The organism is Paenibacillus litoralis, from assembly GCF_046244365.1.
In the GTDB taxonomy this organism is placed as follows: Bacteria; Bacillota; Bacilli; order Paenibacillales; family NBRC-103111; genus Paenibacillus_V.
On the sequence record NZ_CP176395.1, the window covers coordinates 761,588 to 785,851 of the forward strand.

A 24,264-nucleotide genomic window follows, 5' to 3' on the forward strand; every position below is an offset into this window, starting at 1 on the left:
CAATGACGGATGCATGACTTAACGCCGCCAAGCTAATGCCTGACGGCGTCGTTCGTGTATGCCTAGCTTCGCGTCAACTCTAAAGTTGAGAGCTAGCCGCCGCTTCCTGCCCATGCTAAGTCAGATCTTCACGTCGCTCCCTGCCCGCCTAGTTAGATCTTCACGTTGCTCTCCACCGCTCTAAGTCAAATCTTCGTACGATGTATAGGGAGCGACGGACAGGTCATGCAAATTGCCGCTTACCGCTCCGCAGCGAAGGTCGTTCTGCAAGCGGGTGAGGCTCGTTACGGTTGCGGCGGCGTTTAGTCCGTATCGGAGCTTCTTTTTGCCGCTTTCGGTGCGTACGACGTTCCCTGTCACCCGGCTCTCCGAGCTGGTTCCCGTAAGCGATATGCCGTCATAGGTGCCATCGCCGTTCTGCCCGGGATTCGTGATCGAGTTGCCGGCGATAACCGCCCGTTTCGAATTATTCGCTTGAATCCCGTTCCAATAGGTGTCGCGGATCAAGTTGTTCGTAATCATCACGTTGCTGCAGTCCGTCATATAAATGCCGTTTTTCTTGGCGCCTTCGATCAGGTTGCCCGTAACGATGCAATGATTGCTGCGTATGCTGATGCCCTGGCCGTCCATGTTTTTGAAAATGTTGTCCGCGATAATGATTTTATCTCCGCTTCCTTCCGGAAAGCCCTCTACATAGATGCCGTTATTGGTTGCGGTATCCAGTATGTTGTGCTCGATGACAATCGAGCTGGCCGGCTGAACCGGGTGGAATACGCCGTTTTCGTCCTTGGATGAAGCGGATGTCGCCGATGGCGTGGAAACAAAAATGCCCCCGGCTACCATTTTCATTTGATTGCCCGCAATAACCGAGTTTCTCCATTTGAACGGACGAATCGCCCAATAAGTCGACCGCTCCATCACATTGTCGCGCACGATGATGTGATCGAAATAAGCGCCGGGATAAGCGCCATGAGCGCCTACGCCGCAAGGCCAAGGGACGGTGCCCGGCGTGCCGCTCGGTCCGAAATAGCAATCCTTCACCGTTACGTGCTGGGTGGGTGTATGGTCAGCCGTTTGGCCTGCGAATCCCCCGATCAAGGCGGGCTCGAGTTGAATCGCTTCGACGTAGGTTTGCGTCGTAAACATGCAGCCGATATATTTGCAGCGATCGATCAGCACGTGTCTAACGCCGGTCAACTCCGTAGCATGCCCGCTTTGCGTGTCCTTGATCGTCAAGTTTCGGAGCGTAATGCGCTCTGCGTGAGCAAGCGCAATGCCGTTGCAAACCCGTGGTTGCTGGGTAGCGTTGCAGTCGAGTATGCCGCCTTCGATCGTAATATTGCCGTTGCCGCCATATTCGTAGAAAATATCGTCCTTCCGGTAATTGCGGATGACGTTGCCGTCGTGCCCGCGGAGAATGACCGTTTGCGCATCCATTTTCAGATGGGTGTTTTTGAATATGTACAGCTCCGCCGTCATACGGTAGGTGCCCGCCGGAACGATCACGTTTGCGGCAGGCCAGCGAAGCGCTTCATTCAAGGCCGACTGCAGGGCGAGTGTGTCGTCGGCTGCTCCGTCTCCTTTGGCTCCGTACCATTTGACATTAACCGTATAAGCGTCGACTGCGCGCTTGAATCTTGCACCGGAAGCGCTTACAACAGCGGTTCCGGTATTGTCCGCGGTTTGCGTATCGGCCGGGTCGTAGTAGAAGAAGCCTTCCTGCTCCCGATCGGTGATGTAATAAGCGAAGGATGAAGACGGCTGATCGTTCAATCTTAATTCGGCGATCGTAGTAGGAATGCAATAAGAGAGGTTCATCAATTCCTTCGGCTTTAGAGAAGGCTTACCGGTTTTACCGTACGTGGCTTCTGTTACGCTTTCCGCTTGAGCGCTGCTTCCGTATGCCGACATGACGGCGGCCGCTCCGGCCATCCCCATCGCTGCCAACAGCTTTCTTCTGCTAATCGGACGATCTGCTGCGGGTTCCGGTTTTGAAGATTGGACATCGTTACTCATTCATCAACTACCTCCTCAACGCAATCATTGCGTGAAATTTGCAAAAGCTTTGCTTATTTTCGCGCGTATTTGCGCACGCTTTTGCATCTAAATGTTAATATTTTGCGCGCCGGGTTGTCAATATACTACGCTCGGGTATTCTATGAATTGTTTGTAAAGTTTGCCCGAACCTATGCGGTTTGTTAAGGGAATGTAAACGAAGGAGGAGATGTTTCAAATGGAAAAATGTTGTTGACACCGATTTGCGTCTCGGCTAATCTAAAGTTATAAAACGAACACGAATGAGCAAAAATAAACATTCTGCTTTTCTATCGTGCAAAGGAGCGGAAATCGATGTTGGCTGTCGAACGGAAAATGCGCATCGTAGAGTTCGTCAAACAGAAGCGTGTCGCCACGGTGGCGGTTCTTGCGAAGGAATTTCAAGTTCATGAGGCGACCATCAGGCGCGATCTCGCGGAGATCGAGCTGGAAGGGCTGCTGCGCAGGACGCACGGTGGGGTGATCGTCGATCAAGGGGCGAACATTGAAGCTTCCTTCTCGGAAAGAGCGCATGAGCAGGTCGACCAGAAAGAGCGCATCGGAAAAGCGGCAGCCGCTTTAATCGAGGATGGCGATCACGTCATTCTGGACTCGGGAACGACCACCATGCATATCGCGCAGCATCTTCAGAACCGGTCGCGCGTTACGGTTGTCACGAACGACATCAACATCGCCGCCGAGCTGCGCGACGCGCCGGGTATTACTGTCATCGTGACGGGGGGGCTGCTGTATCGCTCCAGCTTCATGCTGAACGGGATGTTTACCGACCAGGTGCTGGGCTCGCTCCACGTACAGAAAGCCTTTATAGGGACGCCAGCCATCCATTCCAAATACGGGTTGACGCATCCTGAAGCTCAGCTGGTGCCGACGAAGCAGGGCATGATCAGAGCCGCCCAGGAAATTATCGTCGTAGCGGACGATACGAAAATCGGCAAAATGTCTCTGCACACGGTGACGCCAATCGAATCGGTGCATCAGTTCATTACCGGCTGCGAGGCTTCAGATGCGCAGGTGAAAGCGTTCTGCGATGCGGGCGTGCATGTCGTAACGGTGTGACGGTTTCCTTAAGCGGCATTGAGAGGAGGTGATATTTATTGCTTAAGGAGATAAAGAACGCCGTGCAGTCCCGCGCTTATCGGCTGATCCAGGCCGGCGTGGTGGAGGAAACGATACTGGAGCATCCGATTCCGAAGGGCCATGTAGTCGTTGAACCTGCGCTTGGCAGCATCTGCCATGCGGACCTGCGCTATTATACCGGCCAGAGAAGACCCGAGGCGATGGCGAACAAGCTGCCAATGGCACTCATCCATGAGGGAATCGGCCATATCGTTCATAGTGAAGCAGCCGAGCTGGCTCCAGGACAACGGGTTGTAATCGTTCCGAATATTCCCGGTTACCTGCTGGATGGGACGACGGCGGAAACCTGCTGTCCGGTTTGCCAGGGAGGTTTGGGCAGTACCTATTGTGCCAGAGGACGCTTCCTAGCCAGCGGAACCGACGGCATCGCCCAAAGCCGGCTCGTCGTGCCTGCGGCATGCACGATTCCCGTACCGGACGACATTCCCGACGACATCGCCGTGCTGGCTGAGCTGTGTTCCGTCTCTTGCCAAGCGCTGGGCCGGGTGAAGCATCTGCTTCCTACGGCGCGAGCGGCAGTTTTCGGCGACGGACCGGTCGGTTTTCTGACTGCAGCGATGCTGCATCACGTTTACGGCTTGAACAGCGATCGATTGCAAGTATTCGGGGCGATTGAAGAGAAGCTGAACGAGTTCGCATTTGCCAGCCGGGCAATGGTGCAGGATTATGATTTCGAAAACGGCTCGGGTGTGGATATCGCGGTGGAGTGTACAGGCGGACGATTCAGCGAGAGCGCGATCAATCAAGCGATTGAGCTGCTCAATCCGGGAGGCGTCCTTCTGTTGATGGGCGTTACCGAGGATCTCGTACCGATAAACACGCGGGATGTGCTGGAGAAAGGCATTACGCTGATCGGCAGCAGCCGCAGCTCTTCGGAGGACTTTATTCAAGTCTTGCAGGCTATGCGCAATCCGGCATACCGGACAACGTTGAGCCGATTGTTGCCGGAGCGTCGTCATCAAGTGTCGGCAGTCGAGCATTTTGCAGAAGCCATGAACGAGGCTAGCGTCCATCGTCATTGGAAAAAAACGGTACTGGCGTTTCGATGGTAAGCAACCATTGAAACTGCACAGTACCCAATAGAAAAAGAATATGCCCTTATATTGTACACGATAGAGACAAAATTCGAAACCTAAAAGCAAGAACATGTGATGTTGTAATCACATGTTTTTGCGGAAGGTAGTGGCAAACGCTTTCTTTTTGTTAAGGTTTTGTAAAGATACTTGAGCCTCAGGGAAATGGATGCAACATTTTCGTAAAAACCATATAAATTGGAGGGTTACAAATGGCATTCAAAGCGAAAAAAACGATGATGGTATCTCTCGCGACGGTCATGCTCTCGAGTATCGTCTTAGCGGCATGCGGAGGTAACTCCGACAAGCCGGCCGACTCCGGCAAACCGGGCGACACGGGAAGCGCCGCAAGCTCCAAACCGGTAAAAAAGGACATCAAGGTTCTGTTGTCCCACAATAACTCGGGATTTGCTTCCAAAGGGCCGGAAGATAAGAAAAACAAATATTATCAAGAATTGAGCAAGCTGTCCGGCTACAATGTCAGCTATGAATTCCTGGGCCATGACATCGACTTCCGCCAGCAGCTGTCGCTTCGTTTTGCATCCGGCGAGCTGCCCGATCTGGTCAGAACCGCAAGCATAGACTGGGATGTGCATCAAGGGGCCGTCGACCGCGGCGTGTTCCTCGAGCTCGGACCGCTCATCGACAAATACGCGCCGAACCTGAAGAAGAAAATTCCGGAAGCCGCTTGGAAAAGCCCGAAAGTAACCAAGAACGGCAAAATATACGGCATTCCGGCACTCACCGGAGCCGCTGCCGACCGTATTTTGTTTTATCGTCAGGACTTCCTCGACAAGTTGAACATGACCGTACCGAAAACGCTGGATGAATTCACGAAATTCGCTGAAGCGGTCCATACGAACGACGTCAACGGCGACGGCAACCCGAACAATACATGGGCGCTGTCTTTGACGGACGGCATGTCGTGGAACGATGTGTTAACCGGTTCTTTCGGAGTCAGACCGGGAACGTGGCATATGCGCAACGGCAAGATGGAGCCGGATATCATTCAGCCGCAAATGAAGGAAGCGATCGCTTACTACAAGATGCTTTATGACAAAGGCTACATCGAGAAGGACTTTATTACCAAAAAGCAGGGCGACCGCGGCGCGGATATCACCAAAGGCACAGTCGCAGCATGGGGAGCCGCTACGTACCAATACGCAGCTGTCGCAGCACAAGAATACCCGAATCAGCCTAAAGCGAGCATCACGATGGCGGTACCTCCGAAAGGGTCGCAAGGAACAAACTTCCTGGATACCGCGAAGGATCAGATTTACTTCGTATGGACCATTCCGGCATCGACGAAAAATCCGGAAGAAGTGGTCAAGTTCCTCGAGTGGGCTTGGAGCTCGCCGGAAGCGGACAAATTTTTCGCCTATGGGATCAAAGATTTCAACTATACGGAAGAGAACGGCCAGGTCAAGTTCGATCCGAAGGGTCCGAACAACTCGGAGCTTAACGAGAAAGAGTTTTTCCAGCTTTCCATCAACGTTCGCGAGAACGGCCTGAACAACCCGCTCGCGCTCAAGGTGCTGCCTAACAGCGCTACGATTCTTAAGGGATATGAGGACTCCAAAACAACGATCATTCCTAACGACGCTATGTATATGCCGCCGCTCAAGTCGATGGACGGCCGTCCTGAGCTGAACCCCGGGTTTGTGGCAGGCAGCTTGTTCTACGACTCGTTCGTCAAGATGGTTGTCGGCAAGGAAGATTTGGACAAAGGCTTCGACACCTTCGTTTCCGAATGGAAGAAGCGCGGCGGAGACGCGGCTATCAAGGAAGCGACAGATTGGTTCAACAACTTTAACAAGAAATAAGGCAAATAAAAGGAATGGGCCCTCCGGCGAACGCAGGCAAAGGGCCCTTTTCTCCAGAAGGGAGACTTCCGTTTGTTCCGAAAAGCCAAATCTCGGGATTCGATCGTGCTGCTGCTGCTTGCGCTGCCGGCGCTAGCCCATTTTCTCATCTTCAAATATATCCCGCTGGCGGGCAATGTCATCGCATTCCAGGACTATAACATATTCGCAGGCGTATTCGAAAGCAAATGGGTCGGCTTCAAGCACTTCCAATTCATGTTTCAGTATGCCGAATTCAAGTTGGTGCTGAAAAACTCGCTGAAATTCGGCCTGTATTCCATCCTCTTCGGCTTTCCGGCCCCGCTGCTTCTGGCCATGCTGCTGAACGAAATCCGCAAAAGCTGGTTCAAGCGCACGACGCAAACGCTGCTGTATTTGCCGCACTTTTTGTCGTGGGTCATCGTAGGCGGTATTTTCACCGAGCTGCTTGCCAGGGAAGGAGTCGTCAATCGGTTGCTGGGCCTGTTCGGCATGGAGCCGATCTCTTTCCTGACGGAGCCCCACTATTTCATGGGGATGGTGATCGGCCTCGGCATCTGGAAGGAAGTCGGCTGGTCGATGATTATTTATTTGGCGGCGCTCTCCGGCATTAATCCGAATCTGTACGAGGCGGCGATGGTGGACGGAGCAGGGCGCTTCAAGCAAGCCTGGCATATTACGCTTCCCTCGCTCATGCCGGCCATCATCGTGCTGCTGCTGCTGCGGATCGGGAACATTCTCGATGCCAACGTCGAGCAAATTTTGTTCTTCCTCAACCCGCTTAACCGTGAGGCAGGCGAAGTGTTCGATACTTATGTATACCGCGTCGGTTTGGCGGGCGGCCAATACAGCTATACGACGGCGATCGGACTATTCAAGGCGCTTGTCGGCATCGGCCTCGTCATGGGTCTGAATACGCTGAGCCGAAAAACGACCGGGGAAAGCATTTACTAGGAGGATACGCATAATGAAGATTCAACGCTCGGAGAAATGGTTTCTAGGGGTGAACGCCGCCTTTTTCACCGCGTTGTGCTTTACGATGGTCTCCCCCATTATTCATCTGATCTCCGTTTCGCTCAGCGACCCGAAATTTGCGAACAACAAATTGGTCGTGCTATTGCCAAAAGGCTTTCAGACGAGCGTATACGAATCGCTCCTGCACATGAAAACCATGTGGCGGGCGATGGGGGTGAGCCTCTATATTACGATACTGGGCACGCTGCTTTGCCTACTGCTGACTTCTGCGCTTGCCTACACGCTTACGCGTCCGATGATGCCGGGACGGAAGCTGCTGCTGAAGCTGATACTGGTTACGTTTATTTTTCCGGTGCCACTTATTCCGAGCTATTTGATGGTCAAGGAGCTAGGCATGATCAACACGCTCTGGTCTCTCATTATTCCCGGAGCAGTGGGAGCCTATAGCGTATTCATCATGAAAACGTTCTTCCAGGGCATATCGTCCGAGCTTGTCGACGCGATGAAAATAGACGGCAGCGGAGAAGCAGGCGTCTACTTCAGGCTCGTGCTGCCCTTGTCCGGACCGGTTCTCGCGACAATTGCACTGTTCCATTCCGTGGGAACGTGGAACAGCTATTTCGGAGCCATGATTTACCTTCGTTCGAAGGAGCTGTATCCGCTCCAGCTGCTGCTCAAAAATATGGTTGCGACGAACGCGGCGGATTCCGGATTGGACAGCATCGCGGTCACTTCCGGCGTGATGTCAAGCCCCGAGACGATCAAGGCTGCCGCCATTATTTTCTCGATGGCACCGATCATTCTCGTCTATCCGTTTTTGCAAAAATATTTCGTAAAAGGTGCAATGCTCGGATCACTGAAAGAGTAGGGAGATATGCGTGATGGAGAACTTCCCGGCGGGAAGCGTGAAGGCGCACATGAAGGCGGAAGCAATTGATTCCGCTCTTTCTTTTGAAGTAGAACGGCATGCGGAATGGATGCAGCTGCGATTCGATTACGGTAAGCCCCGGACATGGCGCCAGCTCGTCGTTCGCGATCCTGCCGGCCGTCTGCGTTATACGCATTTTGACGTTGTAGAGCCGCGGAGCGCACTGCTGCACCGGGACCCCGACCTGACAGGGGTGACAGCCGTAGCCGGCGATATTATCCCGGGCCGTTGGACGGTCGAATTTCTGCGAAATGTCCCGGGACAGTTTGAACTGGAGTGGGTAATCGGGGACGGTCCGATTCCCGGCGAAGCGGGCATTCGGGATGAAGACCGCGACGTATGGAGCGAGGGCGAAGAAGCGGGGCGGAATGCGGAATTGAACCGCTACGACTGGAAGGCGTGTCAAGCGACCGGCCGCCGCTGGTACAAAGGCGACCTGCATGGCCATACGACATTGTCCGACGGCTCGCTGTCGCCGCGCGAAATGACGAGGCAGGCGGAAGCGAGAGGGTTGGACTTTTTTTTCGTTACCGAGCATAACGTGCTCCCGGCAAGCTGGCCGAAGGGAAAGCCGCTCGTTATCCCCGGCATGGAGTTCACTTCGTTCGGCAAGGGGGATTGGAACGCCTTGGGCTTGCCCGGATGGATCGATTGCTGGGGAACCGGCCTTGAGGACGGCGGCATGCACAGCCAGGAAGGTCAGAACCGGATGATGGAGGAAGCCGCCTCGCGCGGCGCTGTGCGTACGTTCAACCATCCGCTGGCCGGACGGTTTGCTTGGCGCTACCCGGAATCGCCGCTACGTTTCGTCGACTTGCTGGAAATATGGAATAGTCCGACGAAGAAGTCGACTCCCGGGTTGACCGATAGAACGATGGTGCTGTGGAATTTGCTGTGGAACGACGGGTATCGCGTTCCGGGCGTCGGCGGATCGGACACCCATCTTCGTCCCGATCAGAGCTACGAGGAAGGCTGTCCGCCGGACACGATCGGCGATCCGGCCAGTTATGTGCTCGCCGACCGGCTGACGCCGATCGACATCTTGAACGGCTTGCGCGCCGGGCATGTGTACGTGTCCCGCGGTCCGGAGCTTGAGGTATCGATTCAGGCGGGAGGCCGGACGTTTACGTTCGGCGACGATCTGACGGAGGCGCTGGACGGCTCCGAGGACGGCAACGTCCGCTATCGATTGACGGTGATGCACGCCAAAGGGGCGAAGCTGCGCGTTGTCGAGAACGGGGAGGTCATCGATACGCAGCCTATCGAGACGGACCGCTGGGAGCTTGACCAGACTTTTTCGTGGAAAGAGCGGACTTATGTGTGGCGAAGGCTGGAAGTACGAGATGCTGACGACATGCTGCTATGCTTTACGAACCCGGTTTCGCGCGGAACGAAGGAGCATGAGCTCCTTACTTGGGGACAGCTGCTGGACAGAGCGGGAATCGCGCTGGATACGCTTGTATAAAAGGATGTTCAAGCATCCAATAATCATTCGAAGGTAGGGAATCCGATGACAACTTTTATCAACATGCTGCCATATATGAACCGGATAGAAGACTGCAAGGAGCTTCTGGAGCGGTGGTCCGGCGGCTTGGAAATTTCGATGGACGGACCGAACTGGCACGAGCCTGTCAATTGGCATGCGGAATTTGAACGTTTTAAAGGCCATCCGGGACCGTTAAGCGTACATTCGCCGATCTGGGAGCTCAATATCGCTTCGGCGCGGTTCGACTTGCTTGCGCAATATTCCGTTGATGTGTATAAGGAATGTTTGGCTTGGTCCGCACATATCGGTGCCGAACAGATGGTGCTCCACCCGAGCTTGTACTCGACGCCACTGTTTTTGCGGAAGCAATCCCAGCAGCGGTCTATCGACAACCTGAAGCGTCTAGGCGACGAGGCCCGGAAGCTTGGCATCGACTTGGCCGTAGAAAACGTAGGATTCCGCGACGGGGCGCTTTTCGATCAGGAGGAGTTTGTCCGCTTGTTTGAAGAGATTCCGACGATCACCGCTTTGGTGGATGTGGGGCACGCGCATATTAACGGCTGGAATACGCCGGAGCTCCTTCGCGCATTGGGGGGACGTCTCAGCGCTGTCCATCTTCACGACAACGACGGCGAGGACGATCTGCACCAGCCGGTCGGCGAAGGAACGATCGAATGGCAGCCGATTTGGGACGCGCTCAAAGAAATGCAACATCCGTTCCGTTCCATATTGGAATACCAGTTCGACACGCCGGTGGAAACGGTTCTGCAGCATGCAACGATGGTGGAGCGCGCGCTTGCCCGGTAATCGAATAGGCAGGTAGAGGTAAGAGCGGAGCCTTTCGGACGGACGGGAGCCAGGCCGAACCGAAGGTCTCTGATTGAATTTTGCACGAAAGGAACGATCCTTCATGATAGAGCGGCTTCAACAGAACAAGTCGATCGTCGTTGCCGGTCATAGAGGCTGGAAATCCGCCTATCCCGAGAATACCCTTCTTGCCTTTCGGGAAGCGCTCGAGCTCGGAGTCGATATGCTGGAGTTCGATCTTCGCTTTTCCAAGGATAAGACGGTCATGATCATCCACGACGAAACGGTCGATCGGACGACGGACGGCACAGGGAAAGTGAGCGACCTTACGCTCGCCGAGCTGAAACGGCTGGATGCGGGCGGATGGTTCGACAGCGTCTATGAGGGGGTGAAAATTCCTACCCTTGAGGAGCTATGTCGGCTGCTTGCCTCTTACCCGGACGTACTTCTGAACGTCGAAGTGAAATCGGGTCCCGAGGCCGGAGCGGTGGCGGCTGCGGCTATCGCCTTGCTGAAGGAATACGGGCTGCTTCCGCGATGCGTGTTCACTTGCTTTGACGCGGAGATCCTTGCCTATATTTACGATACTTACCGTTTGAAGACGCAGGGATTTCCCGGGGAGAGCATGTCGAACTATGTACCAGGCGCTGACGGCACCTTGTCCAAGATGTGGGCGGTCGGCATCAGCATGAAGCAGTTGACGCCGCAGCTGGCGAAACAGTATGAGGAATTGGGTGTGCTCCCATGGTGCTATTGTCCTGACGATGACAAGCAGGTATACTACGCACTAGGATGCGGCACTGCTTTGATGACCGTTAACAATCCGCTGCCCGCCTTGCGGATCCGCGAGCGATTGAATCTTGCGTGATGCACGGCGCCCGAAGCGGGACGAATACAACGGCCAAAACCGCGATCTTGCCTAATAAGGTGCTCGCGGTTTTTGGTTTGCTGCGTTTATCGGAAACGTTTGAATGGAACGGGGGGAGCAGCTTGGAGAAACGATATGCGATAGGTATCGATTTCGGGACGGAATCGGGCAGGGTTGTTCTTGTCGATACGGACAATGGCGACGAAATCGCCGTACATACAACCCCGTATCCCCATGGCGTGATCACGGAGCGATTGCCGGGAACAGGGAGAAGGCTGGAACCCGATTGGGCGCTTCAGCATCCCGGCGATTATGCGGAGGTGCTGAGACGATCCGTTCCCGAGGTTCTGCAGAGCTCCGGCATTGATCCGAAACAAGTAATCGGCATCGGCATCGATTTTACGTCCTGTACGATGCTTCCGGTCGATGAGCATGGGGATGCTCTGTGCTTGCAAGCCGCCTATCGGGAAGAACCGCATGCATACGTAAAGCTGTGGAAGCACCATGCCGCAGAGGAGGAATCCGCGCGGATCGATGAGCTGGCCAAGGCCAGAGGGGAGACGTTCTTAAAGCGTTACGGCGGGAAAGGCTCTTCGGAGTGGATGTTGGCCAAAATATGGCAGGTTCTGAACGAGGCGCCTCATCTGTACGACGCTGCGCACCGGTTTATGGAGGCCGGCGATTGGATCGTTTATCGGCTGACGGGAAATCCGCTTCGAAGTGGATGCAGTGCGGGCTATAAAGCATTTTGGAACAAAAAGGGCGGGTATCCGTCGCCTCAGTTTCTGGGAGCGTTGGACGCCAGACTTGAGCGATTGACGGAAACCAAATTGTCCGGCGAAGTTCGAGCGTTAGGGGCCAAGGCGGGCGAGCTGACGGCAGAAGCGGCGGCACTGATCGGCCTATGTCCGGGGACGGCCGTAGCGGTTGCCGTCATCGACGCACATGCGGGCGTTCCGGGGAGCGGGGCCGTGCGCCCCGGCCAGATGGTCATGGCGATGGGGACATCGCTGTGCCATTTGGTGCTGAGCGATAAAGAGATGGCTGTAGAAGGCGTCAGGGGAGTCGTCGAGGACGGCATGGTCCCGGGATTATACGGGTATGAAGCGGGTCAGCCCGCTGTGGGCGATCTTTTCGGCTGGTTTGTCGAGCGTGCAGTGCCGGCTTACGTTCGGCAGGCTGCAGAAGGCGAAGGGATCGGCGTTCACGCTTGGCTGGAGCGACGGGCCGGGAAGCTGAAGCCGGGCCAGCACGGGTTGCTCGCGCTGGATTGGTGGAACGGCAACCGCTCCGTGCTTGCGGAATCGGATTTGAGCGGGTTGATCGTCGGCTTGACGCTGCAGTCGAAGCCGGAAGACATATACCGCGCGCTGTTGGAAGCAACCGCCTTCGGCACGCGGAAAGTGATCGAGGCCTTCGAGGAGGCGGGGATCGCCGTGAACGAGCTTTTTGCATGCGGCGGCTTGCCGCAGCGAAATCGGCTGCTCATGCAGATTTATGCCGATGTTACGGGCCGCGAAATCAAGATTGCCGTGTCCTCGCAGACTCCGGCGCTCGGCGCCGCCATGTTCGGCGCCGTTGCCGCCGGCCCGGAGCGGGGAGGCTACGCTCATGTTGCGGAAGCCGCCGTCCGCATGGCGGGCACTCCGGTCGAAGCCTTCCGGCCGAACGCCGGGCATAAAGCCGTGTACGACCGATTGTTCCGCGAGTACAACCGGATGCACGACCTATTCGGCCGCGGAGGCAGCGATGTCATGAAGGTGCTCAAGCAAATCAAGCTTCAGCAGAATGGAGGCGGCTTGGCTTGAAACGGGCCGTATCGCGAAGACCTGGCGAAGAATCTTCCGCTAGGTTTTCTTTTTTTGTCCAGAGGGGCGTTGCTCGGCCGCGAACCGTGATCAACAACCGAATATTTGGAATCAATGGCCTCCCCTTTGCTGCGGGAGGTTTTTTCAAAATATAAGTTTATATGTTTCACATCATAAGAGCTTATATTTCAACGGTAAACGCAACGCGTCAAAAGACGCCGTCAGGCGTTTATCCTTGTGGTAGAACGCAGCCCGAACAACGGCTTATCGATTCTTGCGCGCTTCGCGGATTTTCTCCTCATACTGCCGGAAAATATTGCTTCCTTCATATAAGGTCATGACTTCTTTGCGGTATTCCGGCCAGCGCTCTCCCGATTTGTCGGAGAAAATCATTTTTACTTGCAGCTCGTTCTGCCGCGCGCGCATAATCTCCACATTTATCCCAAGGGGAGGGGTTAAAGTCGTGCCGAGCCCTTCGTATACCGGGATTGCGGTGACGGTTCGGTAAATCATTTTGTCTCGTTCGGTGATCCGCGAATCGACGACGGTAAGCCCCAGCACATCGGGCGCGTTCGGAGTGAAAAAACTCCAAATTTTTAAGAAGTCTCCTTTTTTCTTGATATCCTTCTCGAGAACATCCGGTTTTAACGTGATCGTATTCCCTTCACGCGCATAGTGCTTTCCTTCGATGCCGTAATGCGTAAGCAGGAAGCCTTCTTCTCCCGCTAGCCAGTCCAATATTTTGGCGGTTTTTTTCAATTTCTCAGGGTTCAAGCCAGCCGCGTTATTGGAAAAGACGAACGGATAATCCGGGGAAACCGCCGTGCGAAGCGGCTGATTGCCAAACGGGTTGAACGGAACCCAATCGGCGGTCGGACTGACGGCCTTGCTTCTTGCTTGCAGGCTCTCCGGATTGGAGTCAAAGGCGAAGTCCATCGTATTGCCGAGTATAATCCCGACTTTACCTTGAACGGCTTTGTCTACATGCTGATTCCCTATGTTCAGGAACCAGTCGGGGTCGATCAAGCCTTCGTTCATCACCTTCAGAATATCTGCAGTTACTTGTCCGACGCGCAAATCCATTTGCATGTCGACCAGCTTGTCATTTTCGAAGTAGGACGGGAAGATGAGCCCGTTCTTGATAAATTCCGGCCATTCCACGGAAATGCTCGTGCCGGCGCCGGCGGTCGTGAAACCGTACGTATCGTTTTTGCCATTGCCGTCCGGGTCGCGAAATGTGAACGCTTCCATCGACTTGACATATTCGGCGTAGTTTTTTGGAATATCCAGACCGAGACGCGACAGCCAATCTTTACGGATGTAATAGGAACGGTACGATTTCTTGTCGTAGGGGATCGGGGCACGCGCAAACTTGTTATGCACTTGGTATTCGCGCAGCTCCTTCTCGTTCATCCAGTACTTGAAATAGTTTGGCATCGTTAAAGGCGTTACGAAGTAGGTCATGTCCGCCAGCACGTTATCGAGCGTATACTTTGCTCCGCCGTCGGGACTGATGTTCAGCCACATATCCGGCGGGTCGTTGGCGGCGAGCAGGGAAGCGATGGTCGCATTGTATTCGTCACCCGGCGGCATGGCGGTCACGTTGAGGTTGACGTTGAATTTGCTTTCGATCGTTTTTCTGACAAAATCGTCTTCAGGCTCGGGCAGACGCGAACCGGGAGACCCGCTAATAAAAAAGTGCAGAGACAGCTTCTCCTCCGATTCCTCAATGCTCGACGCTTGCTTGCCTGTACCCGGCAAACCGTACTCCAGCCAGGCATACGTGCCGAGCGCGGCGATGAAGAGGGCCAGTCCGGCGATTCCTATTTTGGTAATTTTCATTTGTCCCTCTCCCAGCAGTTGAACCTTCTTCCTTTTATATTAGTGGTTTGGGCCTGTTAAATAAAGAGTTTCTTCCCTAACATGAGGCGGAATAAATTATTGTTCATCCTGTGATAAAATCGATGATTTACGCGGGACCTCTTCTTATCGTATATGTGATTCACCGGTTTGGCACCGATGTTTAGTGGTTTACATGAACGGAAGCAGCAAGTACTATTTATGAAAAGAAATTGATTTCACTCCGGAGGAGTCTCATGCGGAAAAATTGGTTTAACCGGCTGCTCTTGTCGTACTTACCCGTCTTGTTTGTGGTTAGTTTAAGCCTGCTGCTCATGACCTATTTGACGCTAAGCGAAATGGCCAAAAGGTCGGCCGTTCGCGCCAACGAACTACTTTCACAAAGTATTATTCAGAAAATTGACGACGTGCTGATGAGTATCGATGAAACCATGATCAGGGAAATATTGGGCAGCGACAAGCTGAAAGCGTTTTTCCAGACGGACCGTCAGGAAGACAACCAATATAGCGATTATCAGACAGTCGCGACTTTAAGAGAAATATTGGACAATAACCGTTTCATCGATTCGATTTATTTGTATCGGGTGACCGGGCGCATGGTGCTTACGCCGACAACGTTCACGGCAATCGACGATTTTGGTGACAAGGAGTTCGTCGGCAGGCATCTTACCAGTCTGACCCCTCACCGCTGGGTTGGCGCGAGATTATACCGAGAACAGCCGGGCGGGCCGCCGGTAAGCGTGATCAGTCTCGTGAAATTTTCCAACCTTGCCGATCGAAGCATGATGGTCGTCAACGTCAGAACGAACACGCTAAGTGAACTGATTCGTAAAATGTCGGATTCGAACCTGTATTTCGTAGAGCTGGTCGATGCGAAAGGGGAATTGGTTGCTGCGAAGGAGGGGCGGGATAACGTTCCCGTTTCCAAGGACGGTCTTCCGAGCAGCGGCAAACCATTATCGGCTGTGCAATCCGGTTATACGGGATGGATGGTTCGCAGCGGGATGTATCGGGAGAATATCGTAGATTGGGTGTCTTCCTTGTTCTACGTTTGGATTGCGTTCGGTTTTCTCGTCATTATTCTCGGCATCGTCTGGCTGGTTTACGTGACGCGCCGTAATTATAAGCCGATCCGCAGCATTGCCGCCCGGATCGAGGATTACGCGAAGCTGAAGCGGCAGAGCTTAAGCCGGGAAGACAAGTCGGACGAGTTCACCTATATCGAATCGGCGATCGAAGATTTGCTGGATCAGTCGAGTATGCTGCAGGAAGAGAACAAGGAAAACCTTGCTTACCGCAAGCGGCACGTGTTTCTTGCCATGCTCGAAGGGGGAGCTTCCGCTCAAGGGGTTCCGTGGAAAAGCGAAATGGACAAGCTCGGGCTGAACGGTCCGTTTGGCGGTCTCTTTGTCGTTCTGGTCGAAATGGACCGGTTCGCCGAGTTTACGAGTCAATATAACCGGCGTGATCAATTTCTACTCAAGCATGTGCTGAGTACCGGAAATCAGGAGCTTGCCGATAACGAGCCCGTTCAAGTATGGGCGGAGTGGGTCAACCAGCAGCGGTTGGCGGTGGTTTACATGTTGGAAGACGGCGCTGCCGCCGCCGGCTGGGATCCGGCGCTCGTGTGCGGGGAATTGCGGTCCTGGGTGGAGCAAAATTTGACCTTTACGGTAACGATCGGGATCGGCACCTTCCAAGAGGATATTGAGCACATTGCGGACTCGTATCGGCATGCGGTCGACGCGCTGAATTACAAGTCGTCGCTCGGATCGAACCGGTTGATCGGTCCGGCGGATCTGACCTCGATGCCGCAAGGGGAACTATTCAAGCAGCTCCATCACATACGGGCGATCTGCCAATCGTTCCGATCCGGCGACAAGGAGTGGGAAAGGCTTTTTGACGACTTGCACGTCATGGTGCGGGGGCAGTTGTTTTCGCATGACGACCTTGTCAGCCTGCTCCAATATTTAATCCACCATCTCCATAAGGAAGTGATGGAGCTGCCCGCCGAGCTGCAGGACATGTGGAATAACGCTTTTTACGACCGGCTGCATGCGATTTCGGATCACAAAGAGAATGTCGACGACATTTTTGCCGAATTTCGTCTGATTTTATCGGAAGCCTCGGAGCAAATGCGGGATGTCCGGGAACATCGTCATCACCACCACTTGATTCATGAAGTGAAAAAGTATATCGGCGGCAATTATGCGAATCCCGAGCTGTCGCTGGCCCATCTAAGCGATGAATTCGGCGTGAACGCCAGTTATTTGAGCCGGCTGTTTAAGGAGCAATTCGGCGAAAAGTTTAACGATTACGTCGCGCAGGTCCGAGTGGAGAAGGCGGTCGAGCTGCTGAAGGAGACGGAGGAAACGGTCAACGACATTGCCGTAGCGGTAGGCTATACGCATACGCTGACATTTATCCGCGTGTTCAAAAAGCTGATGGGCAACACGCCGGGCAATTACCGCAAGGATATGACGTAAGCCGCGAAAATCGCTTCGCAGCGCGGTTTGTGTACTGTTTACAGCGTAAAAAATCGTCAACGACGAATGGGGGGCTTGAATCGGCCGTTCCGTGACCGCGGGCATTGGCGGGCGGTTCGGGCCCTTCGTATGCTCGCCGAAAAAAAGAATTGTATATGCCGTGATAAAATCGTCGATATTCAGGCTGCTGCGGTCCATGATACTTTACTAGCGAGACGGCGCTTGCCGACAGACAACAACAACGGGAGGGCTTAAGTTGACATTCAAATTGAAATCGGTTGCAGCAGGTTCCGCATGCCTCATGCTTTCGCTAACGGCGCTCGGCTGCGCGAAGGAAGCGGACAAAAGTCCAGCATCGTCCGCAAGTCCTGCAGGCAGTCCCGCAGCCGCGCAGTCGAAGGAAGCGAACGTTTATCCGGAGAACGGGCTGTCGAAGGGCGAAAAAGTAACGTTGAAGATCGGGTTTCACGAAGCGGGGATGGGCCGGGAATGGTTCGACTATGCGATGGACAGTTTCAAGAAGAAGTTTCCGAACGTCGGCTTCGAGGTCGTCTATTCGCCGAAAATCGCGGACATCATCGGCACCAAAATATCCGCAAACAACGACAACGATATGTTCGACTTGTTCTCGCCCGTGCTGCCCGGAGGGAACGCTGCGCAAATTCCTCTGGTCGAGAGCGGCAAAGTGGAGCCGCAGGAGGATCTCTGGAACCATAAGGTTTATGACGGGAACGGCAAGACGGTCAAAGACCTTGCGATAGCGGGCCAGTTCGAAGGGGCGACGAGACTTCTCGGCAAGACGTACACGCTTCCGACAGCGGGAACGACGACAGGCCTCTTTTTTAACAAGAATTTATTCGAGAAGAACGGCTGGAATCAAAACCCGAAAACATGGGACGAATTCGTCAAGCTGTGCGAAACGATCAAGGCGGCGGGCATCATCCCGATCACGACGCCCGGTATGGTTCCGGACTACATCGGTCATGCGTTCGGCCCGTGGAAGCTGTTCGAGCTGGCTGAGATTAACGGCAATCTCAAAACGTTCGAAGACGATTACCGCAGCTTCCGCAACGAATACACCGGAAAAGAAAGCGTAGAGCGGTGGAACCGCGTTTATGAGCTCGGCAAGAAAGGCTTTTTCCCCGAAGGTATGGCAGCGTTAAATCATACCCAGTCCCAAATGCAGGTGCTGCAAGGCAAAGCGGCGATGGCTTCTACCGGCGCTTGGGTTCAGAACGAGATGAAGGATTCGACGCCGGCGGATTTCAAGTGGGGCTTTATGGCGGTGCCGATGGGCGACAAGCCGGACAGCGTGAAATATATTCGCGGCTCCTTCAGCAACGGCATGTTCATCTGGTCGGCGAAGCCGGAGCTGAACAAGAAGTGGGCGAAAGAATTTATCGTTTGGATGTGGAACTTGGACGTACAGACGATGATTGCGGATAAAGGCGGGCAGCTGTCGGTGCGTAAAGACTTTGCGGACGATCCGGTGCGGGCAGGGAAAATACAGGAGGTTTCGAAAGCGGTCGCCGAATACATCAAGAACAATAATGTCAGAACAGAAAGCGGCTTCCGAAACGTGACGCTGGCCGATCCCGCCTACGCGCAATCGATCAAGCTGATCAACGAAGCGATCAGCCAGATCGCGACCGGCAAGCAGGACCCGCTTCCGAAGCTGCAAGAGGCGCAGCAGCTGATCGACAAAGCGATTGCGGCCCAGAAAAAATAGTCTGCCTCAGAAGGAAGACGGCTTCCTCTAGTGCGAACAACCCGATCCTGCCCTAACCGCGCAGAATCGGGTTGTTCGCATGTTCTTTAGAAGTAGTAGTCGTAAGGCACGCCTACCTCGCTTAGGACAGGGTGCGCGAGATAAAGAGTTTTGGCGGGGCTGTCCGCGATCATGCCCACGCAGAAGTTTACGATTCCGGTATCGGGCATTTTCACTATGCTGGAAGCGATTCTCCAAGTCGTATTGGAACTGTAGCCCTGCGTATTCGCTCCGGTGCCGGTTATGAAAAGCTGTGCATTCATATTTGCCGCGGACTGTTTGACGTAAAGCCCGAAGTACATATAGACGCCGGCAAGTTCCGGATATTGCGCAAGATCGATGAAAAAGCCCCATTGATCAGGCACGCTCTCTCCCGTGAAGGCATACACCTCTTTTTGACGGTACTGCTGGGCTGCGCTTCCGAATACGCCGGGTCTGCCGAAATCGCGTATTTTCACGAAGGAGCTCAAAGCCGGGCTGTAATTGACGCGCGGAATATGGCGGATCTTGGAAGTGTGGAAGGCGGTATTGTCCGATAGCGGGACATTGTCGATCGCTAACGTCTTCAAGTTCAAATACGGCTTGTAGTTGCCAGCCACGTCATTATCCCTGAGGATGATTCCTTTGGCCATCGCCCCTAAGCCGGTTTTATTCGTCCCTGTCCGCAGCACGGTGTATTCCCGAATCGTACCGGAGTGAAGGAACGTGTTTTTCCGGATTTCCAAGCCGATTTCCACGGCATAACCCGCAACAAAATAGTCTTCATTCGCCACCGATACGAAATTGTCCGTGATCGTAACGTTTTGCGACGAGTACCGGTTTTGGATCGCTTGGGGCTCCGTCGCGGATACGTTGCCGTTCAGGATGACGGATGCTTTAACGGTCATCGCCGGATTCGTAAACGTCAAGCCGGTATCGGCATTCCCTTCGAAATAGCAGCTGTAGATGCTTAAGTTGAAGCTGCCTTTTTTTACATAAATGCCGCAAGCGGCGTTCTTTTCAATCGTACAGCCCTGGATTCGAACCTCCAGACCCTCGTGAGCCATGTGGATTCCGATGCCGGTATTCGCGAAGATTTTCGTGTTCACCACATTTAACGCATTCAGCTGACCGGCCGTGAACAACAGGCCGTCGCCGCTGTTGAACGAAAATTCGCAGGTATCGATATCGTTGCACCATCCAAAGCCGATCCCGAGCGCCGCCGTTTGAGTACCCTGAATGCATAGCCTTCGGAAAGCCGTATGCGACAGCTTCGTGGAGTAGATCCCATAGCGCATTCGTTTCGGATCGAGCCGTTGACCGCTTACGATGCCGAATTCCGTAAATTCATACCGACTGGCGCCGACCGTATCGGTGAATTTGAATATCGCTTCGAGCGGGTTCGCCTCTGTAAAATTCGGGTGAGGTTTGAAAAAAGTCGTATAAACGCCGTCTCCCGAAATTCGGATCGGCTTCGCGGCGGAGTCCAGAACGATCGGTGCGGAGATCAGATACTTGCCGGCCGGTACGTATACGGCTCTGCCCAGCTGCTGCGCGGCCGCGACTGCGGCCTGCACAGCCTGCGTATCGTCGGCGGTATCGTCTCCCTTTGCGCCGAACCACTTCACGTTCAGGTCCGCCACGGCAGTCCGTTTGTACCTTGCCCCTGTCGAGGATACAATTGTAAGGCCATTGTCGTCTTGCGTCGTGCTGTCCGTCGGGGCATAGCGGAACAATCCTTCCTGACCGGCGTCTTTTACATAGTACACATGTTCCGGGTCGGGTGTCAGCGAAGTTCTCATTTCAGACAAGGTGACGGCTATGACACAGGGGGCCGTACACGCGTCGTTCCCGTAAACCGCTTGCGTGACGGTTGCTCCTTCTCCAAAGGCGGTACGCATGGAGCCTCCTCCCAAAATCCCGCCTGCCGCAAGCGCGGCTCCGGCAACCCCAAGGGTAGAGAGCAGTTTTCTTCTGCTGATGGACACGTCCGATTTCTCGTTAGTGAACAGTTCGTTTTCGCGGAAATCTTGGCTCATTTCGATCTCCTCCAGAAAATGGTGTGGTAACGTCTTTCACGTATCCTGGCTGCAAGGCAAAGGATGTTTGTAGATCATTGACGGTCGCTGTAACCGGTTTCAATTTTGAGCTCATTTAACTTGGCATTGCTAAGCCCCCCCCCCTACATGGTTGATTGACAGGTTAAGACAACCGGTTCGATGTGAATCGTATCATGACCGTCCTGGGCTAGCCTATCGCCGATTTTATCAGGGGATATTCATTTTTTTTCTGTGCCGGACATGCGCCGGGGAACTGCCGCAAGCATATGGCGTAAGCCGCGGAAAGGCGGCGCAGTGCGGCATACGACAACCAATCGAAAATCGTATACCGCGAAAAAAATCGTCTACGGTCGACGGGGGAGCTTGAACCGGCCGTTCCTTGAAAGCAAGCATGGACGGGGTTTCGGGCTTTCGGCATGTATGCGTAAAAAAGAATTGTATATGCCGTGATAAAATCGGCGATATTCGGGCGGCATAGGTCCGTGATACGTTACTAGCGAGACGGCGCTTGCCGACAAATACAACAACGGGAGGGTTCACATTGAAAATTAGAATGAAATCGGTTGCAGCAGTGTCCGCTTGTCTGATGCTTTCCTTAACGGCGCTCGGCTGCGCGAAGGAAGCGGACAAAAGTCCCGCATCGTCCGCAAGTCCGGCGGGTACACAGGCGAAGGAAGCGAACGTTTACCCGGAGAACGGGCTTCCGAAAGACGAGAAAGTGAACTTGAAAGTCGGGTTTTCAGAGACGGGAATGGGCCGGGAATGGTTCGACTACGCGATGGACAGCTTTAAGAAGAAGTTTCCGAACGTCAGCTTCGAGGTTGTCTATTCACCGAAAATCGCGGACATTACCGGCACCAAAATATCCGCAAACAACGACAGCGATATGTTCGACCTGTTTTCGACCGTGCTGCCCGGAGGGAATGCCGCGCAAATCCCGCTTGTCGAGAGCGGTAAAGTGGAGCCGCAGGAGGAGCTCTGGAACCATAAGGTTTATGACGGCAACGGCAAGACGGTTAAAGACCTCGCGATAGCCGGCGAATTTGAAGGAGCGCCAAGAATTCTTGGCAAAACATACGCGCTTCCGAATGCGGGGACGACTGCCGGCCTCTTTTTCAACAAAAAGCTTTTTGAGAAGAACGGCTGGAATCAAAATCCGAAAACATGGGATGAATTTGTCAAGCTATGCGAAACGATCAAGGCGGCGGGCATCATTCCGATCACGACGCCCGGTATGGTTCCGGACTACATCGGTCATGCGTTCGGTCCATGGAAGTTGTTCGAACTGGCGGAGATTAATGGAAACCTCAAAAGATTCGAAGACGATTTCCGCAACTTCCGCAACGAGTATACCAGCCCGGAAAGCATAGAACGGTGGAACCGCATTTATGAGCTTGGTAAAAAAGGTTACTTCCCGGAAGGTCTCGCTGCTTTGAACGATACGCAATCGGAAATGCAGGTACTGCAGGGTAAAGCGGCTATGGTTTCGACGGGAGCCTGGGTTCAGAACGCGATGAAGGATTCGACGCCGGCGGATTTCAAGTGGGGCTTTATGGCGGTGCCGATGGGCGACAAGCCGGACAGCGTGAAATATATTCGCGGCTCCGTCAGCAACGGCATGTTCATCTGGTCGGCGAAGCCGGAGCTGAATAAGAAGTGGGCGAAAGAATTTATCGTTTGGTTGTGGAACTTGGATGTGCAGACGGTTATCGCGGATAAAGGCGGGCAGCTGTCGGTGCGCAAAGATTTTGCGGACGACCCGGCGCGGGCCGACAAAATTCAGGATGCTTCGAAAGCGGTAGCCGAATACATCAAGAACAATAACGTCAAGATGGAGAGCGCCTTCCGGAGCACTACGCTGTCCGATCCTTCCTATGCGCAAGCGATTAAACTGATCAACGAAGCGACGAGTCAGATTGCTTTGGGTAAGCAAGATCCACTGCCGAAGCTGCAAGAGGCGCAAAAGCTAATCGACAAAGCGATTGCGGCGAAGAAATAATATCGATCAAAAATATGCACAGAAATGAACGGACCAACTGGGAGGCAAGAAGCTAATGGATAAAATACGTCTCGGTGTTATAGGATGCGGCAATATGGCCGGCGCTCACGCAAATGGCTATAAGGAATTAGCCGATCGTATGGAAGTTACGGCAACATGTGACATTGTACTGGAACGGGCGCAAAAGGCCGCCGAAGCAATCGGAGCCAAACTTGCCGTCGCCGATTACCGGGACTTGCTTGACGCAGTCGATGCGGTTCTAATCGTGTTGCCGCACGATCTGCATTTCGAAGTCGGGATGGCTTGTCTGCAAGCAGGCAAGCATGTGCTTATGGAAAAGCCGATGTGTAACACGGAAGCGGAATGCCTGGAGTTAATTCATACGGCCAAAAGATTGAACAAAGTACTGATGACGGCGTATCCGGTGCGTTTCTGGCCGGTTGTTCAAAAGCTGAAGGAACTGATCGATTCCAAAGCATACGGCGATTGCTTCCAAATGTCCGTCTGGACCGAGCAGTATACGCATTACGAGGAAGGCCATTGGGGGTTGTCGGCCAAACGGCTTGGCGGAGGCCAATTTTTCAGTCATGGCTGCCATTACGTCGATTTGCTTCTTTGGTTCATGGGACGCCCGGTGAGAGGGACGCATATGGGAACGAATTTCGGCACGCCATGGATGGAAAAGGAAGGGACAAGCAACGTAATCATCGAATTCGAGAACGGCGCTATGGGTTATCATTTTGGTACATGGGGAGCAAGAGGGACCCGTATGGGCTGGAGCCTTCAAGCCCACTGCACCGAAGGGATGCTGGAAATCCATCTTGGCGAACAGAAGCTCTACGCACGCACCAATATTAAGGAAGAAAAAGCGAATCTTGATACGGAGTCTCACACCGAGGTGCTGATGGATATCGATACGATCAGTAAATTTACGCATTTCGAAATCGGCCATTTCGTCGATTGCATCCGGAACGGCATCGATCCGGTTACCGACGGACCCAGCAGCCTGCAGGGACTTCGCGTCATATGGAGTCTGTATGAGGCGGAGCGCAACAATACGGTTGCCGACTTGCGCGGATTGGGACTCGAGGACGATTGGGAGCATGTCGCGAGCGAAAAGCTCCTCTGATTCCC

16 protein-coding genes are annotated in these 24,264 nt (G+C 53.9%); 13 read left to right on the top strand and 3 right to left on the bottom strand.

Going from position 1 to position 24,264, the window contains the following annotated elements; all coding sequences use genetic code 11:
• Nucleotides 1-180: 180 nt before the first annotated feature.
• Nucleotides 181-2,016, bottom strand: coding sequence for a right-handed parallel beta-helix repeat-containing protein (locus tag ACKGJP_RS03295; RefSeq protein WP_409344266.1), 1,836 nt, complete (start codon nt 2,014-2,016; stop codon nt 181-183).
• 333 nt (nt 2,017-2,349) lie between these two features.
• On the opposite strand from ACKGJP_RS03295, the gene ACKGJP_RS03300 reads away from it, so the two are divergent.
• The 9 genes from ACKGJP_RS03300 (at nt 2,350) to ACKGJP_RS03340 (ending at nt 12,978) form a co-directional block, all read left to right on the top strand.
• Nucleotides 2,350-3,111, top strand: a complete 762-nt coding sequence (locus ACKGJP_RS03300; RefSeq protein WP_409344267.1) for a DeoR/GlpR family DNA-binding transcription regulator — start codon at nt 2,350-2,352, stop codon at nt 3,109-3,111.
• Nucleotides 3,112-3,149: 38 nt separating this feature from the next.
• Nucleotides 3,150-4,244: a zinc-binding dehydrogenase gene (locus ACKGJP_RS03305; RefSeq protein WP_409344268.1), complete on the top strand. Its 1,095-nt coding sequence runs from the start codon at nt 3,150-3,152 to the stop codon at nt 4,242-4,244.
• A gap of 233 nt (nt 4,245-4,477) precedes the next feature.
• On the top strand, nt 4,478-6,088 hold the full coding sequence (locus ACKGJP_RS03310; protein WP_409344269.1) for a hypothetical protein: 1,611 nt from the start codon (nt 4,478-4,480) through the stop codon (nt 6,086-6,088).
• Between the two features lie 72 nt (nt 6,089-6,160).
• Nucleotides 6,161-7,060 (top strand): ABC transporter permease, encoded by a 900-nt coding sequence (locus ACKGJP_RS03315; RefSeq protein WP_409344270.1) that lies wholly within the window; start codon nt 6,161-6,163, stop codon nt 7,058-7,060.
• Between the two features lie 13 nt (nt 7,061-7,073).
• Nucleotides 7,074-7,949 (top strand): carbohydrate ABC transporter permease, encoded by an 876-nt coding sequence (locus ACKGJP_RS03320; protein ID WP_409344271.1) that lies wholly within the window; start codon nt 7,074-7,076, stop codon nt 7,947-7,949.
• A 13-nt stretch (nt 7,950-7,962) separates the two neighbouring features.
• Nucleotides 7,963-9,474, top strand: a complete 1,512-nt coding sequence (locus ACKGJP_RS03325; RefSeq protein ID WP_409344272.1) for a CehA/McbA family metallohydrolase — start codon at nt 7,963-7,965, stop codon at nt 9,472-9,474.
• A 45-nt stretch (nt 9,475-9,519) separates the two neighbouring features.
• Nucleotides 9,520-10,302 carry a sugar phosphate isomerase/epimerase family protein gene (locus tag ACKGJP_RS03330; protein ID WP_409344273.1) on the top strand — a complete coding sequence of 261 codons (783 nt, stop codon included), beginning with the start codon at nt 9,520-9,522 and terminating at the stop codon, nt 10,300-10,302.
• 103 nt (nt 10,303-10,405) lie between these two features.
• Nucleotides 10,406-11,170: a glycerophosphodiester phosphodiesterase family protein gene (locus ACKGJP_RS03335; protein ID WP_409344274.1), complete on the top strand. Its 765-nt coding sequence runs from the start codon at nt 10,406-10,408 to the stop codon at nt 11,168-11,170.
• 122 nt (nt 11,171-11,292) lie between these two features.
• Entirely contained in the window at nt 11,293-12,978 is a 1,686-nt protein-coding gene (locus ACKGJP_RS03340; RefSeq protein ID WP_409344275.1) for a ribulokinase, read from the top strand.
• A 264-nt stretch (nt 12,979-13,242) separates the two neighbouring features.
• Here the strand turns inward: ACKGJP_RS03340 and ACKGJP_RS03345 are convergent, their stop codons facing one another.
• A complete protein-coding gene (locus ACKGJP_RS03345) occupies nt 13,243-14,820 on the bottom strand; it encodes a hypothetical protein (RefSeq protein ID WP_409344276.1) in 1,578 nt (525 codons plus the stop codon).
• A gap of 254 nt (nt 14,821-15,074) precedes the next feature.
• On the opposite strand from ACKGJP_RS03345, the gene ACKGJP_RS03350 reads away from it, so the two are divergent.
• Together ACKGJP_RS03350 and ACKGJP_RS03355 are read left to right on the top strand one after the other, a co-directional pair.
• Nucleotides 15,075-17,324: a helix-turn-helix domain-containing protein gene (locus ACKGJP_RS03350; RefSeq protein WP_409344277.1), complete on the top strand. Its 2,250-nt coding sequence runs from the start codon at nt 15,075-15,077 to the stop codon at nt 17,322-17,324.
• Nucleotides 17,325-17,580: 256 nt separating this feature from the next.
• Nucleotides 17,581-19,053 carry an ABC transporter substrate-binding protein gene (locus ACKGJP_RS03355; RefSeq protein WP_409344278.1) on the top strand — a complete coding sequence of 491 codons (1,473 nt, stop codon included), beginning with the start codon at nt 17,581-17,583 and terminating at the stop codon, nt 19,051-19,053.
• Nucleotides 19,054-19,139: 86 nt separating this feature from the next.
• On the opposite strand, the gene ACKGJP_RS03360 is transcribed toward ACKGJP_RS03355, so the two are convergent.
• Complete coding sequence (locus ACKGJP_RS03360) at nt 19,140-21,110, bottom strand: glycosyl hydrolase family 28-related protein (protein ID WP_409344279.1); 1,971 nt, start codon at nt 21,108-21,110, stop codon at nt 19,140-19,142.
• Nucleotides 21,111-21,672: 562 nt separating this feature from the next.
• Here ACKGJP_RS03360 and ACKGJP_RS03365 point away from each other — a divergent pair.
• Both ACKGJP_RS03365 and ACKGJP_RS03370 read left to right on the top strand, forming a co-directional pair.
• Nucleotides 21,673-23,130, top strand: coding sequence for an ABC transporter substrate-binding protein (locus ACKGJP_RS03365; protein ID WP_409344280.1), 1,458 nt, complete (start codon nt 21,673-21,675; stop codon nt 23,128-23,130).
• Between the two features lie 55 nt (nt 23,131-23,185).
• Nucleotides 23,186-24,259: a Gfo/Idh/MocA family protein gene (locus tag ACKGJP_RS03370; RefSeq protein ID WP_409344281.1), complete on the top strand. Its 1,074-nt coding sequence runs from the start codon at nt 23,186-23,188 to the stop codon at nt 24,257-24,259.
• The last annotated feature ends 5 nt before the right edge of the window (nt 24,260-24,264 follow it).

What these genes read in the sequence shown, in the direction of transcription:
- ACKGJP_RS03295 (WP_409344266.1), bottom strand. Translation starts at nt 2,016, where the DNA reads ATGAGTAACGATGTCCAATCTTCAAAACCGGAACCCGCAGCAGATCGT.
- ACKGJP_RS03300 (WP_409344267.1), top strand. Translation starts at nt 2,350, where the DNA reads ATGTTGGCTGTCGAACGGAAAATGCGCATCGTAGAGTTCGTCAAACAG.
- ACKGJP_RS03310 (WP_409344269.1), top strand. Translation starts at nt 4,478, where the DNA reads ATGGCATTCAAAGCGAAAAAAACGATGATGGTATCTCTCGCGACGGTC.
- ACKGJP_RS03320 (WP_409344271.1), top strand. Translation starts at nt 7,074, where the DNA reads ATGAAGATTCAACGCTCGGAGAAATGGTTTCTAGGGGTGAACGCCGCC.
- ACKGJP_RS03325 (WP_409344272.1), top strand. Translation starts at nt 7,963, where the DNA reads ATGGAGAACTTCCCGGCGGGAAGCGTGAAGGCGCACATGAAGGCGGAA.
- ACKGJP_RS03330 (WP_409344273.1), top strand. Translation starts at nt 9,520, where the DNA reads ATGACAACTTTTATCAACATGCTGCCATATATGAACCGGATAGAAGAC.
- ACKGJP_RS03335 (WP_409344274.1), top strand. Translation starts at nt 10,406, where the DNA reads ATGATAGAGCGGCTTCAACAGAACAAGTCGATCGTCGTTGCCGGTCAT.
- ACKGJP_RS03345 (WP_409344276.1), bottom strand. Translation starts at nt 14,820, where the DNA reads ATGAAAATTACCAAAATAGGAATCGCCGGACTGGCCCTCTTCATCGCC.
- ACKGJP_RS03350 (WP_409344277.1), top strand. Translation starts at nt 15,075, where the DNA reads ATGCGGAAAAATTGGTTTAACCGGCTGCTCTTGTCGTACTTACCCGTC.
- ACKGJP_RS03360 (WP_409344279.1), bottom strand. Translation starts at nt 21,110, where the DNA reads ATGAGCCAAGATTTCCGCGAAAACGAACTGTTCACTAACGAGAAATCG.
- ACKGJP_RS03370 (WP_409344281.1), top strand. Translation starts at nt 23,186, where the DNA reads ATGGATAAAATACGTCTCGGTGTTATAGGATGCGGCAATATGGCCGGC.